This window comes from Nocardioides sp., assembly GCF_029937575.1.
In the GTDB taxonomy this organism is placed as follows: domain Bacteria; phylum Actinomycetota; class Actinomycetes; order Propionibacteriales; family Nocardioidaceae; genus Nocardioides.
In genome coordinates this window covers 128,187-141,869 of sequence record NZ_JAPYPS010000001.1, presented here as the reverse complement: position 1 = coordinate 141,869, position 13,683 = coordinate 128,187, and the positions used below count along the sequence as shown (strand labels likewise).

Here is a 13,683-nt window from a genome sequence, read left to right as displayed (position 1 = left end):
GCCGCTACGGCGAGAGCTGCCTCCACTGGCCCTCGGAGACGACCTCGACGACCCCGTCGGCGACCGTGATCGCGGTCTGGTCGTCCATGGCGTAGGCGGGACCGGAGATCCCCGCTGCCCACTGCTCCGCCTCGGCCATGGAGTTGCCCGGGACGCCGTCCGCGGCGAGGTGGGGGCAGATCGAGAAGTCGACGAGGCCCAGCGTGCTGTCGTCACCGCTCGGTGGCCGCCACTGGATGAAGTCGTCGCCGACCTCGGGGGTCATCACCATGCTCCCGGCGCTCAGACCCACCCAGACCGTCTGGCTCAACGACGGGATCAGGTCGGCCAGCCCGGACTCCCGCATCCAGTGGCACAGGTAGAGGACGTCGCCGCCCGCCGCCAGCAACACGTCCGTCTCCTGCACGAGGGGGACCCAGCGCTCCTCGTCGAGGCTCGGCAGCGCGGTCAGCTCCAGCACCCCGACGGACTTCCAGCCCAGGTCGACCATCGGGTTGGTGGAGCGCCCGCTGATGAACTCCCAGGCCTTGACGCCGGGACCGACCCACGGGTGCCCGTAGGCAGCCGTGGGGATGCACAGGGCCGTCGAGTCGGCGATCGGCCGGCCCAACAGGTCGACCAGCGCGTCGCGGATGCTCGCGTTGGTGACGCCGCCGGAGGTGAGGAGCAGCTTCACGGTGTCTCCTGGCACGGATGTGATGAAGGGGTACGGCGTGGTGACTGCGGGCCTGCGACAGGATCAGCGCAGCTGCAGCGAGCCCGAGAGGTCGGGCTTCCACGGCAGTCCGGCGTCGGCCGCGATCTGCTCGTCCAGCAGCCCTGCCACGTCCGACGGCCACGGGGCGGTCAGGCGGGACTCCATGTCGATGTGGAGAAAGATCTCCTCCATCACGAAGCTGACGCGCTGATGGGTGTCGTCGAGCAGGTAGACCAGCGCGTGCGCCGCCCGCTCGGCCCGGCCGATCAACCGCACGCGGGTCGACATCATGTCGCCGGTGCGCAGCTCGGAGAGGTAGACGAGGTGGTGCTCGGCCGAGAAGCAGCTGTGACCCTGCGCCGGCCAGTTGCGCGGGATCCCGAGCGGGACCAGCGACTCGTCGAGGCCCTCACTGGCGATGCCGGTGTAGTGGCGGACGTTCAGGTGGCCGTTGATGTCCTCGAACGGTGCCGGGACCGGCTGGACGGCGTACGCCGGCAGGTCGACGAGCTGGTCGTAGGTGGGATGTGGAGTGCTCACAGGGCGCGACCCTAGCGCGGGGGCTGCTCGAAACCTCCAGGTGACCTTCGTTCACTACCGTGAGACGCGTGACGGCGTACTCCCAGACGGTGGCGGGCCACACCTATGCCTTCGAGCACCTGATCGAGGTCCTGGCCAAGGCCTCCCCGAGACGCAGCGGCGACGAGCTCGCCGGGTGTGCCGCGCAGACCGATGCCGAGCGTGCGGCGGCGCAGTGGGTGCTGGCCGACGTCGAGCTGACCGAGATCCTCGAGACCCCGGTGGTCGCCTACGAGGACGACGAGGTGACTCGTCTCATCGTCGACAGCCACGACGCCGACGCGTTCGCCCCGATCAGCCACCTGAGCGTCGGCGGGCTGCGCGACCACCTCCTCGAGGTCGCCTCCACGCCGGACTCCGCTGCCACCCTGACCGCGCTCGCGCCCGGGCTGACCCCGGAGATGGTGGCCGCGGTCAGCAAGCTGATGGGCAACGGCGACCTGATCGCTGTCGCCCGGGCGACCGAGGTCGTCACGGCGTTCCGCTCGACCATCGGGCAACGCGGCCGCCTCGCCACCCGGCTCCAGCCCAACCACCCCACCGACGACGCCCGCGGTGTGGCCGCGGCCGTGCTCGACGGACTCCTGCTCGGCTGCGGCGACGCGGTCATCGGCATCAACCCCGCCACCGACTCGACCCGGGCGGCCGGCGAGCTGCTGCGGCTGCTCGACGACGTACGTACCCGCTACGACATCCCGACCCAGTCCTGCGTGCTCAACCACGTCACGTCCTCCATCGAGCTGATCGAGGAGGGGGCCCCGGTCGACCTGGTCTTCCAGTCCGTGGCCGGCACCGAGGCCGCCAACCGCGGCTTCGGCATCGACCTCGCGGTCCTGGGGGAGGCCCGGGAGGCGGCGCTGTCCCTGGGCCGCGGGACCGTCGGCGACAACGTCATGTACTTCGAGACCGGCCAGGGCTCGGCGCTCTCGGCCGACGCGCACCGCGGCATCGGTGGTCGCCCCGTCGACCAGCAGACCCTCGAGACCCGTGGGTACGCCGTGGCGCGCGCCTTCGACCCGTTGCTGGTCAACACGGTCGTCGGCTTCATCGGCCCGGAGTACCTCGCCGACGGCAAGCAGATCGTCCGCGCCGGCCTCGAGGATCACGCCTGCGGCAAGCTGCTCGGCCTGCCGATGGGCGTCGACGTCTGCTACACCAACCACGCCGATGCCGACGCCGACGACATGGACACCCTGCTCACCGTCCTGGGCGCCGCCGGCCTCGGGTTCGTGATCACCGTGCCCGGGAGCGACGACGTCATGCTCGGCTACCAGAGCCTGGCCTTCCACGACGTCCTCTCCCTGCGCCACACCCTGGGTCTGCGGGCGGCGCCGGAGTTCGAGCTGTGGCTCGACCGGGTCGGCCTCCTCGACGACGCCGGCCGGATCGCCGCCGTCGCCGCGGGCGAGACCCGACTCGCTGCCCTGGTGGCGCCATGAGTGACAGTCCGGCCGACTCGGCGCTCGACTTCTGGGAGCCGTTGCGCTCGAGCACCCAGGCCCGGATCGGGCTCGGCCGAGCGGGAGACGCGCTGCCCACGCGCGACAAGCTCGCGCTGCGTTCAGCCCACGCCGTGGCCCGCGACGCCGTGCACCTGCCGTGGGACGTCGACGCGCTGGAGCGGGGGGTCGCCGCCCTCGACCTCACCGTGGCCCACGTCCGCAGCCGGGCCGGCGACCGGGCTACATACCTGCGCCGCCCCGACCTCGGCCGCGAGCCCGCGTCCCTCGACGACATCCCGGGAGCGGCCGCGGGCACCTACGACGTCGCGATCGTCCTGGCGGACGGACTCTCGGCAGCCGCCCACGACCACCACGCCGTACCCCTCGTCGAGGCCGTCGTACGGCGGACCCGCGAGGCGGACCTCTCCCTGGCGCCGGTGGTGCTGGCCGAGCAGGCCCGGGTCGGTCTCGGCGACCCGGTGGGGGCTCACCTGGGTGCGACCACGGTCGTCGTCCTGGTGGGGGAGCGGCCCGGGCTCTCGGTGGCCGACAGCCTCGGCGCCTACGTCACCCACCTGCCGAGGCCCGGCCGACGAGACTCCGAGCGCAACTGCGTCTCCAACATCCGCGCTCCGCACGGCCTGGGCTACGACCGGGCCGCCGCGATCCTGCTCGGTCTGGTCCGAGGAGCGCGCGAGCTCGGGGAGAGCGGCGTCCGGCTCAAGGACCGGTCCACCGCGCCACCACCCGAGCTGGGCTGAGGGGCGTACCCCGGAACTATTTGTGAGTGAGCACTCACTCACGTAGGTTGTCCCGGTGAGTCCCCGCGCCCCGGCCATGTCGCCGAGCGACCGTCGCGACGCGTTGGTCACCGTGACCCTGCAGCTGCTGCGTCGCCACGGCCGCGACGTCACCACCCGCCAGATCGCCGAGGCCGCCGGCGTCGCGGAAGGCACCATCTTCCGGGTCGTCGACTCCAAGGATGAGCTGGTGGACGCCGCGATCGCTCGCGCCTTCGAGCCCGGCGACCTCGTCGCGCGGATCGAGGAGATCGACCCGACCCTGCCGCTGCGCGACCGTCTCATCATGCTTGCCTCGATCTTCCAGCAGCGCTTCCAGGCGACCTTCTCGCTGATGCAGCGGGTCGGGCTGGTCCGACCGCCCGACCACCTGCACGACAGCGAGGCGGCCGTCGCGTGGCGCGCTCGGCTGGAGCAGCTGGTCACCGGGGTCGTGGCGGCCGACGCCGAGCGGCTCGGCTGCTCGGTGGGCCACTTCGTCCACGTCTTCCGCCTGCTCTGCTTCGCCGGCAGCCACCAGCACATCGCCGACGGTCACCTGCTGACCCCCGACCAGATCGTCGACACGGTGCTCACCGGTCACCTGCTCCCGACGGAAAGGGACTGACCATGCTCCTGCGCCTCCTGCGCGAGCGGCTCCAGCCGTACCGCCACTTCCTGGCCGCCGTCCTCGGCCTGCAGTTCGTCAGTGTCCTGGCGATGCTCTACCTCCCCAGCCTCAACGCCCGGATCATCGACGACGGCATCGCGCAGGGTGACACCGACGTCATCCTGCGCCTCGGCGCGATCATGCTGGTCGTCTCGATCGCCCAGATCGTCGCCTCCGTCGCCGCGGCCTGGTACGGCGCGCGTGCGGCGATGTCGTTCGGTCGCGACCTGCGCCGCGACATCTTCCAGCGTGTCGGGACCTTCTCGGCTCGCGAGCTGCAGGAGTTCGGGGCGCCGTCGCTGATCACCCGGGGCACCAACGACGTCACGCAGGTCCAGATGCTGGTGCTGATGGCGTGCCTGATCGCGGCCTCCTCGCCGATCATGATGATCGGCGGCGTGATCATGGCGCTGCGCGAGGACTTCGGGCTCGGGTGGATCCTGGCCGTCGTCGTGCCCGCGCTGTTCGTCTCGGTCGGCTTCGTGGTCTCCAAGATGGTCCCCAACTTCCGACTGATGCAGGGCCGCATCGACGAGGTCAACCGGGTCCTGCGCGAGCAGATCACCGGGATCCGGGTGGTGCGCGCGTTCGTCCGTGAGCCCCACGAGGCGGAGCGCTTCGCCCAGGCCAACGGCGACCTCACCGACGTCGCCGTGCGCGCCGGACGGTGGATGGCACTGATGTTCCCCCTGGTGATGATCGTGGTCAACGTCGCCAGCGTCGGGGTGATCTGGTTCGGAGGGCAGCGCGTCGACGACGGGCGGATGGAGGTCGGGGCGCTGACGGCGTTCCTGTCCTACCTGATGCAGATCCTGATGTCGGTGATGATGGCGACCTTCATGCTCATGCAGGTGCCGCGCTCCGCGGTGTGTGCCGACCGGATCGCCGAGGTGCTCGACACCGACTCCTCGGTGGTGCCGGCCACCGACCCGGTCGCCCCCGACCCGGCGCTGCGCGGTCATCTCGACCTCGAGCAGGTCACGGTGACCTACCCCGGTGCTGATGCGCCCGTGCTCTGCGACGTCGAGCTCTCCGCGAGGCCGGGCAGGACCGTCGCCGTCATCGGCTCCACCGGCTCGGGCAAGACCACCTTGCTCAACCTCGTCCCGCGGCTCTTCGACACCTCGTCCGGCGTGGTGCGCGTCTCCGGGGTCTCCGTGCGCGAGCTCGAGCCGTCGGTGCTGTGGGACCAGATCGGGCTGGTGCCCCAGAAGGCCTACCTCTTCTCCGGCACGGTCCGCTCCAACCTCGAGCACGGCAAGGGCGATGCCACCGAGGACGAGATGTGGGCAGCGCTCCAGGTCGCGCAGGCGCGGGACTTCGTGGAGGCGCTGCCCGAGGGCCTCGACGCGCCCGTCGCGCAGGGCGGCACCAACTTCTCCGGCGGACAGCGCCAACGCCTGGCCATCGCGCGAGCCGTGGTCCGCGAGCCGGCGATCTACCTCTTCGACGACTCCTTCTCGGCCCTCGACCTCGCCACCGACGCTCGGCTGCGTGCGGCCCTCGTGCCGGTGACCCGCGACGCCACGGTGGTGGTGGTCGCGCAGCGGGTCTCCACGATCCGCGACGCCGACCAGATCGTGGTGCTCGAGGACGGGCGGGTGGTCGGTCGCGGCACGCACGACGAGCTGCTGGCCGGGTGCACGACGTACGCCGAGATCGTCGAGTCGCAGCACAGCGCCGAGGAGGTCTCTCCATGAGCGACCAGAGCGACCGGGACGATCAGACGCCGACGCCGACGCCGAAGGGCAAGGCCCTGGAGGCCACCGAGCGCATCGAGGCTCCCGTCGCCGGACCGGGGCGCGGCCCGATGGGCGGGGGCATGGTCGGGCAGAAGGCGATGGACTTCGGCCCGTCGGCCAAGCGGATGGTGGCGCGGATGCGCCCCGACCAGGTCGCCGCGTTGTTCGTCGTCGCCCTCACCGTCGGGTCCGTGCTCCTGATGTCGATCGGGCCACGGATCCTCGGGCACGCCACCGACCTGGTCTTCTCGGGCTTCATCGGTCGCCAGTTCCCGGCCGGGACCCCCGACAGCGACCTGCCGGACGCCGTGCAGGGCCAGGACGTCATCCCGGGGCAGGGCGTCGACTTCGGTGCCGTCGGAGAGGTCCTGCTCCTGGTGCTGGCGATCTACGTGGCCGCCTCCCTGCTGAGCTGGGGTGCCGGCTACATCCTCAACAGCGTCGTGCAGCGCACCGTCTACCGGATGCGCCAGGACGTCGAGGTCAAGATCAACCGCCTACCGCTGGGCTACTTCGACCGCTCGCCGCGCGGTGAGCTGCTGAGCCGGGTCACCAACGACATCGACAACATCTCCACGACGCTGCAGCAGACGATGAGCCAGCTGCTGACGTCGTTGATGACGGTGGTCGCGGTGCTCGCGATGATGCTGTGGATCTCCCCGCTGCTGGCGCTGGTCGCCCTGGTCAGCGTGCCGATCTCGTTGGCCGCGACGCGGGCGATCATGAAGCGCTCGCAGGGCCAGTTCGTCCAGCAGTGGCGCCGTACCGGCCAGCTCAACGCGCACATCGAGGAGTCCTTCTCCGGCCACTCGCTGGTCAAGGTGTTCGGTCGCCAGGGCGAGGTGGAGCGCGTCTTCGCCGAGCAGAACGACGAGCTCTACGAGGTGAGCTTCAAAGCGCAGTTCGTCAGCGGGCTGATCATGCCGACGATGATGTTCATCGGGAACCTCAACTACGTCGTGGTCGCGGTCGTCGGCGCCCTGCGGGTGACCAGTGGCGCGCTGACGATCGGTGAGGTGCAGGCCTTCGTGCAGTACACCCGCCAGTTCACCCAGCCGCTGACCACGGTGGCGTCGATGGCCAACCTGCTGCAGTCGGGCGTCGCCTCGGCCGAGCGGGTCTTCGAGCTGCTCGACGCCGACGAGGAGCCGATCGAGGGCGACGTCGCCGCGGCAGAGGTGACGCGCGGCGAGGTCGCCTTCGAGCACGTCGCCTTCTCCTACGACGAGGACCGGCCGTTGATCAGCGACCTGTCGCTCGTGGCTCGGCCGGGTCAGACGGTCGCCATCGTCGGCCCGACCGGCGCCGGCAAGACCACCCTGGTCAACCTGGTGATGCGCTTCTACGACCTCGACGGCGGCCGGATCACCCTCGACGGTGTCGACGTCGGAGCGATGCCCCGCTCGGCGCTGCGCGGCCAGATCGGGATGGTCCTGCAGGACACCTGGCTCTTCGCCGGCACGATCCGCGACAACATCGCCTACGGACGACCCGGAGCGACCGACGAGGAGGTCCTCGAGGCGGCGCAGGCGACGTTCGTCGACCGCTTCGTGCACTCGCTGCCCGACGGCTACGACACCCTCGTCGACGAGGAGGGCTCCAACCTGTCGGCGGGCGAACGACAGCTGATCACGATCGCGCGTGCCTTCCTCACCAACCCGGCGCTGCTGATCCTCGACGAGGCCACGAGCTCGGTCGACACCCGCACCGAGCTGCTCCTGCAGCACGCCATGGCCGCCCTGCGCACCGACCGGACGTCGTTCGTCATCGCCCACCGGCTCTCCACCATCCGCGACGCCGACCTGATCCTGGTGATGGAGGACGGCTCGATCGTGGAGCAGGGCACGCACGACGAGCTGGTGGTGGCCGGTGGGGCGTACTCGCGGCTGTACCAGTCGCAGTATGCGGCGTCGGCCGTGGTGTCGTGATCGCACAATTGTGGAGCTAGTGCAGGTTCTGGCGGCGAAGACGTGTCACAACTCCACAATTGTGGCGTTGTGACCTTCCCCGGCCGCAGCCCCGTGCCGCCCCGCACCGCCGACGAACCGCCCCGCCCCACCGAGCGTCTCGCCCGAGCCGATCGTCTCGAGCCCGCGGGCGAACTCGTTGCGCATCGCGTCGTCCTCCTTCAGGTCCCACTGCTCCAGGGCCGAGAGGCGGTCGTTGCGCAGGCACCGCTGCGGCAGTGCTGCGAGCTCGTGGGCCAGAGCCACGGCGGCGGCCAGCGCGTCGCCCGGCGACGTCACCCGGTTGGCCAGCCCGATCCGTTCGGCCTCGACGCCGTCGATGCCGCGACCGGTGAGGATCAGGTCCATCGCCCGACTGTGCCCGATCAGGCGGGGGAGGCGGACCGTGCCGAGGTCGATCAGGGGCACGCCGAAGCGTCGGCAGTAGACGCCGAGAGTGGCGTCGGAGGCGACGACCCGCAGGTCCGCCCAGAGCGCCAGCTCGAGCCCACCGGCAACCGCGGGTCCCTCGATCGCGGCGATGACCGGCTTGGACGTGCGCAGTCGCGTCGGTCCCATGGGGCCGCGGCCGGTGTCGGTGAACTCCTCCGGAGAGTCGAGCCGGTCGCCCTCGGCCAGGGCCTTGAGGTCGGCGCCGGCGCAGAACACCCCACCGGCGCCGGTCAGCACGATGACCGAGACGGCCTCGTCGGCGTCGGCGGTCTCGATCGCCTCGGCCAGGAGCGCGGCGGTCGCGGAGTCGACGGCGTTGCGTCGGTCGGGCCGGTCGATGGTGACCACCGCGACGGCGCGATCGGGACCGTCGTACGCCGTGGCGACCGGTGGTGGGGAGGGGTGCGGTGACGAGGTGCTCATGGCCCTCACCGTAAATCCCTTGTCGCAGGCGGACGTCGGATCTACGCTGGTGGGACACGGAAAGGAGGTGGTCCTAACAATGCATTCTTCTAGGACGAGTGAGGTGGCTGCGCACTAGCAGCCCAGCATCGCGGAGGGGGGATCCCCTCCGAGGCTGCTGGTCAATCCCACGCAGTCACCCGACCCGCAGGCGCCCCGGAATCACGTCCCCGGGAGCGGCTCCGGATCCTCTGGATCTGGAGCCACGCCTGCGGGTTGTCCCTTTTTCGTGCGGCCGGGACCAGGGCTGAGGCGTGACTCACAGGGCTGATGGTTGCCCAAATCAACCAGTCGGGAATATGGTTGCTTATATCAACCTTCTAGTGGCATGAGAGAAGCACCCGTGAGCACCCAGGCAGCAGCATCCGAAGTAGGCAGTTCCACACCGGCCGGCGCCGACCCGGCCCCGATGACCCACCGCGAGATCCTCGAGGCCCTCAGCGGCCTCCTGCTCGCGATGTTCGTCGCGATGCTGTCCAGCACCGTCGTCACCAATGCGCTCCCGCGCATCGTCACCGATCTCAACGGATCGCAGTCGGGCTACACCTGGGTAGTCGTCTCCACCCTGCTGGCGATGACCGCGACCACCCCGATCTGGGGCAAGCTGGCCGACCTGTTCAGCAAGAAGATGCTCGTGCAGTCGGCCCTGGTGATCTACACGATCGGGTCGCTGATCGCCGCGTTCGCACCCAGCATGGGTGTGCTCATCGGTGGCCGCGTCGTCCAGGGCCTGGGCGTCGGTGGTCTCACCGCCCTGGTCCAGGTGGTGATCGCGTCGATGGTCTCCCCGCGTGAGCGCGGTCGCTACTCCGGCTACATCGGCGCAGTCTTCGCGACCGCCACCGTGAGCGGACCGCTGATCGGTGGTCTGGTCGTCGACAGCCCGCTCGGCTGGCGCGGCTGCTTCTTCGTCGGCCTGCCCTTCGCGGCCCTCGCCTTCTACGTCCTGCAGCGCCGCCTGCACCTGCCCGTCGTACGCCGTGAGGTCTCGATCGACTACCTGGGTGCGACCTTGATCGTCGGCGGCATCAGCAGCCTGCTGATCTGGGTCTCCCTCGCGGGCTCGTCCTTCGCCTGGGCCTCGGCCACCACCGCCGCGCTCGTCGCCCTCGGCCTGGCACTCATCGCCGCTGCCCTGTACGTCGAGAGCCGCGTCGCGGTCGACCCGGTGATCCCGCTGCGTCTCTTCAAGGACCGCACCACCGCCCTGGCCACGCTGGCGTCGGTGATGGTCGGCGTCGCGATGTTCGGCGCGACGGTCTACCTCAGCCAGTACTTCCAGCTCGCCCGGGGCATGAGCCCGACCGAGGCCGGCCTGATGTCCATCGCGATGGTCGGCGGACTCCTCGTCTCCAGCATCGTCAGCGGCCGGGTCATCAGCAACACCGGCATCTGGAAGCGGTGGCTGGTGGGCGGTCTCGTCCTCGTGGTCGTCGGGCTCTCCCTGCTCAGCACGATCGACGCCGACACCCCACTGGTCCTCGTGGGCGTCTTCATGGCCCTGGTCGGCGTCGGTCTCGGCTCGACGATGCAGAACCTCGTCCTGGCAGTCCAGAACAACACCAGCGCCAAGGACATGGGCGCCGCCAGCTCCGTCGTCGCCTTCTTCCGCTCGCTCGGCGGCTCGGTCGGCGTCTCCGTGCTCGGCGCGGTGCTCTCGACCCAGGTCGCCGGCACCGTCCGCACGGGCCTGGCCGACATGGGCGTGGCGGACACGGGCCACGAGAGCTCCTCGATCCCGGACCTGGCCGCGCTCCCGGCGCCGATCCGCGACCTCTACGAGCACGCTTTCGGCACCGCTGTGGGACACATCTTCCTCGTGGCCGTACCCTTTGCGATCCTTGCACTTGTCTGTGTGCTCTTCATCAAGGAGGTCCCGTTGCGTACGACGTTGTCCGACGCGGCAGAGCCGCTGGGACCGAAGAGCCCCGAGGCCTCCGCAGCCGGACCGATCGAGGCCCACGCCGGTGGCGCCACGGTGCCGGTGCCGGCGGCCCGGCAGTCGCCGATGAGGAACGCGTGAGCCGGGTGGGCCCCGAGTGACCAGGGCTGAGTCCTTGCGCACGCTCGAGCACGAGGTGGGGGTGCTGATGCGACGGGTGCGCCGCGTGATCGGCGTCCGCGCCCAGATGGTGCACCCAGACCTGCAGCCCGCCTCCTACCTCATCCTCTCCTCCGTCGCCGAGAGCGGACCGGTCCGAGCGTCGGTGCTGGTCGAGCTCTTCGACACCGACAAGGGTGCGATCAGCCGCCAGGTCGGCCACCTCCTGGAGCTCGGCCTGCTCGACAAGGAGCCGGACCCCGGTGACGCGCGCGCCTGGTTGATCTCGATCACGCCGGAGGCCCGTCAGCGGTTGGCCGACGTGGTCGAGCACCGGCAGCGGCTGCTCGACGAGGGCCTGGGGGAGTGGGACGACGCCAAGCTCGCAGCGTTCGTCGAGGAGCTGGGCCGCTACAACGAGGCGCTCAACGCCGCCAACGACCTCCAGGTCTAGCGCCCCGCACGCGGACCTCGCGCGCGGGTCGCTAGCCGGCCAGCCACACCGCGGTCGAGGCAGGCAGCTCGCCCGTGACCGGGCCACTGGCGACCAGGACGTCCCCGGCCGGCAGCGGCAGGGCGCTCTCCCCGCAGTTGAGCAGCACCCGCACCCCGGCCCGGGTGATCGTGAGCAGGTCACCGTCCACGTCGACCTGCACGTCGCCGGCCTCCGTCACGGGCAGCTCCCGCCGGGCCGCGAGCGCACGGCGGTAGAACTCCAGCGTCGAGTCATCGTCGCCGGTCTGGGCCTGCGCCGTGAGCGACGCCCAGTCGGCGGGCTGCGGTATCCACGGCTGGCCGTCCCCGGGCCCGAAACCGTACGGCGCGCTCGTCCCCGACCACGGGATCGGGACGCGACAGCCGTCGCGGCCGACCTCGCCGGTTGCCCCCTGGTGACGCAGCCACGCGGGGTCCTGTCGGTCGTCGGGAGCGACGTCGACCTGCTCGAGACCGAGCTCCTCGCCCTGGTAGAGGTACGACGAGCCCGGCAGCGCCAGCATCGTGAGCGTCGCGGCGCGGGCTCGCGCGAGGCCGGCGGTGCCGCCGCCGTACCGCGTGGTGTGACGGATGACGTCGTGGTTGCTCAGCACCCACGTGGGGCTGGCCTCGACGTCGGCCAGCGCCGCGAAGGTCCCGGTGACGACGTCGGCGAAGGCCTGGGCGGACCAGTCGGCGAGCAGCCAGGAGAAGTTGAAGGCCTGGCTCATCTCGTCGGGCCGCACGAACTTGGCCATCGAGGCCGGCGTCTGGGTCCAGGCCTCGGCGACGTTCATCCGATCGCCCGGGTAGGACGCCAGCACCTCGTGCCAGCGCCGGTAGACGTCGTGGACCTCGGGCTGGTCCCACATCGGCTCGTCACGCAACGTGCGCGCGACCATCGACTCCTTCGGCTCGCTCGTGGCGCCCGCCGTGTCCTGGTCCAGCTCCTGGTCGCGCAGGCTCGCCTCCTTGTAGAGGCCGTGCGCGACGTCGACCCGGAAGCCGTCGACGTCGCGGTCCAGCCAGAAGCGCAGGACGTCGGCGAACATGTCGCCGACCTCGGGGTTGCGCCAGTCGAGGTCGGGCTGGGTGGTGTCGAAGAGGTGGAGGTACCACTGGCCGTCCGCGACGCGGGTCCACGCCGGTCCGCCGAAGACCGACTGCCAGTTGTTCGGCGGCTCCGACCCCGGGGCGTCGTCGGTTCCGCGGCCGTCGCGGAAGAGGTAGCGGGCCCGCTCCGGGCTGCCGGGCGCGGCGGCGAGGGCGGCCTGGAACCACGCGTGCTCGTCGGAGGTGTGGTTGGGCACCAGGTCGACGATCACCTTGAGACCCAGGTCGTGCGCGGTGGCCACGAGGGTGTCGGCGTCGGCGAGGGTGCCGAAGAGCGGGTCGATGTCGCGGTAGTCGGCGACGTCGTACCCGTGGTCGTGCTGCGGTGAGGTGTAGAACGGCGTGATCCAGACCGCGTCCACGCCGAGGTCACGCAGGTAGGGCAGGCGCGAGGTGATCCCGGGCAGGTCGCCGACGCCGTCGACGCCACGGGTGCCGGAGTCGGCGAAGCTGCGGACGTAGATCTGGTAGATCACCGCGTCGCGCCACCAGGGCGTCTCGCCGGATCGCGGCTCGTGCGCGGCCATCACGAGAAGTCCGCGGGGTCCACGGCGAACCACACGTGCTCGGCCGAGCCCAGCACGCGGCCCGCGGCGTCGTACAGCGTCGAGGCCGTCCAGGTACGGCGGCCCTCGGAGCCGCGGGCGCCACCGACGAGCACGTGCTCAGCACCGACCTTCGGCAGGTCACGGATCTCGGCGGTCATCGAGCCGAGCACCATCAGCCGCTGGGTCAGGTCGCCGGCCCAGCCCCCGACGCAGTCGAGCGCCGCCCAGGTGACCTCCAGCGTCGCGGTGCTGCCGCCGAGACTGGGGTCCGGGGTCCAGGTGGCCGCGACGCGGACGCGACCCTCGGTGTCGTCGTCCACGCGGCCGGGGAAGATGCGCAGGCCGTCGTGCGCCTCGCGGCCCGTGCCGCAGGAGAAGCAGGTCGGGAACGGGTGGAAGTCCAGGCCGGCGAAGGTCGACTCCGCGGCCCGCGCCTGGTCGGCGGTGATCGCCTCGACCGCCGTGACGGACTCGTCGGCCGGCGACGCCGCGGCCACCACGACGTCGCCGTTGGTCGCCGTGGCGCTGTCGCCGTCGAGGGCGACAGCGAGGTCGGTGTCGAGGGGAGGAGGCTTGCGCAGCGTCACGCGCACGGGCCCCGGAGCGAGGTAGGCGGCCAGGGCGCCGGCGGTCCAGCCGCCGTTGCCCGAGCTGGCCGGGCCGCAGAAGCGGCGCGGGATGGTCAGGGGCGGCGTCACGTCGGGCACGGGCCAACGCTGTCACGCCGGGGACCCGCC

The 13,683-nt window shown here is 71.0% G+C and carries 12 protein-coding genes; 7 read left to right on the top strand and 5 right to left on the bottom strand.

Going from position 1 to position 13,683, the window contains the following annotated elements; all coding sequences use genetic code 11:
- Window positions 1–4: 4 nt before the first annotated feature.
- Window positions 5–676, bottom strand: coding sequence for a Type 1 glutamine amidotransferase-like domain-containing protein (locus Q1K33_RS00760; protein ID WP_300399765.1), 672 nt, complete (start codon window positions 674–676; stop codon window positions 5–7).
- A 63-nt stretch (window positions 677–739) separates the two neighbouring features.
- On the bottom strand, window positions 740–1,237 hold the full coding sequence (locus tag Q1K33_RS00755) for a thioesterase family protein (RefSeq protein WP_300399764.1): 498 nt from the start codon (window positions 1,235–1,237) through the stop codon (window positions 740–742).
- A gap of 68 nt (window positions 1,238–1,305) precedes the next feature.
- On the opposite strand from Q1K33_RS00755, the gene Q1K33_RS00750 reads away from it, so the two are divergent.
- From Q1K33_RS00750 to Q1K33_RS00730, 5 genes are read left to right on the top strand one after another with little or no spacing between them, the layout of a single operon-like run.
- Window positions 1,306–2,715: an ethanolamine ammonia-lyase subunit EutB gene (locus tag Q1K33_RS00750; RefSeq protein ID WP_300399763.1), complete on the top strand. Its 1,410-nt coding sequence runs from the start codon at window positions 1,306–1,308 to the stop codon at window positions 2,713–2,715.
- Entirely contained in the window at window positions 2,712–3,479 is a 768-nt protein-coding gene (gene eutC / locus Q1K33_RS00745) for an ethanolamine ammonia-lyase subunit EutC (protein WP_300399762.1), read from the top strand. The genes Q1K33_RS00750 and eutC overlap by 4 nt, the downstream gene beginning before the upstream one ends.
- A gap of 55 nt (window positions 3,480–3,534) precedes the next feature.
- A complete protein-coding gene (locus tag Q1K33_RS00740) occupies window positions 3,535–4,125 on the top strand; it encodes a TetR/AcrR family transcriptional regulator (protein WP_300399761.1) in 591 nt (196 codons plus the stop codon).
- Window positions 4,126–4,127: 2 nt separating this feature from the next.
- Window positions 4,128–5,867 (top strand): ABC transporter ATP-binding protein, encoded by a 1,740-nt coding sequence (locus Q1K33_RS00735; RefSeq protein WP_300399760.1) that lies wholly within the window; start codon window positions 4,128–4,130, stop codon window positions 5,865–5,867.
- Complete coding sequence (locus tag Q1K33_RS00730; RefSeq protein ID WP_300399759.1) at window positions 5,864–7,837, top strand: ABC transporter ATP-binding protein; 1,974 nt, start codon at window positions 5,864–5,866, stop codon at window positions 7,835–7,837. Before Q1K33_RS00735 ends, Q1K33_RS00730 begins: the two co-directional genes overlap by 4 nt.
- 45 nt (window positions 7,838–7,882) lie before the next feature.
- Here the strand turns inward: Q1K33_RS00730 and Q1K33_RS00725 are convergent, their stop codons facing one another.
- Complete coding sequence (locus Q1K33_RS00725; RefSeq protein ID WP_300399758.1) at window positions 7,883–8,731, bottom strand: crotonase/enoyl-CoA hydratase family protein; 849 nt, start codon at window positions 8,729–8,731, stop codon at window positions 7,883–7,885.
- Window positions 8,732–9,113: 382 nt separating this feature from the next.
- Between Q1K33_RS00725 and Q1K33_RS00720 the strand changes: the two genes are divergently transcribed.
- Window positions 9,114–10,793, top strand: a complete 1,680-nt coding sequence (locus tag Q1K33_RS00720; protein WP_300399757.1) for an MDR family MFS transporter — start codon at window positions 9,114–9,116, stop codon at window positions 10,791–10,793.
- A 34-nt stretch (window positions 10,794–10,827) separates the two neighbouring features.
- Window positions 10,828–11,265 (top strand): MarR family transcriptional regulator, encoded by a 438-nt coding sequence (locus tag Q1K33_RS00715; protein ID WP_300399756.1) that lies wholly within the window; start codon window positions 10,828–10,830, stop codon window positions 11,263–11,265.
- A 31-nt stretch (window positions 11,266–11,296) separates the two neighbouring features.
- Here the strand turns inward: Q1K33_RS00715 and Q1K33_RS00710 are convergent, their stop codons facing one another.
- Window positions 11,297–12,925, bottom strand: a complete 1,629-nt coding sequence (locus tag Q1K33_RS00710) for an alpha-amylase family glycosyl hydrolase (RefSeq protein ID WP_300399755.1) — start codon at window positions 12,923–12,925, stop codon at window positions 11,297–11,299.
- Window positions 12,925–13,653 carry a hypothetical protein gene (locus Q1K33_RS00705; RefSeq protein WP_300399754.1) on the bottom strand — a complete coding sequence of 243 codons (729 nt, stop codon included), beginning with the start codon at window positions 13,651–13,653 and terminating at the stop codon, window positions 12,925–12,927. The genes Q1K33_RS00710 and Q1K33_RS00705 overlap by 1 nt, the downstream gene beginning before the upstream one ends.
- Between the last annotated feature and the right edge of the window lie 30 nt (window positions 13,654–13,683).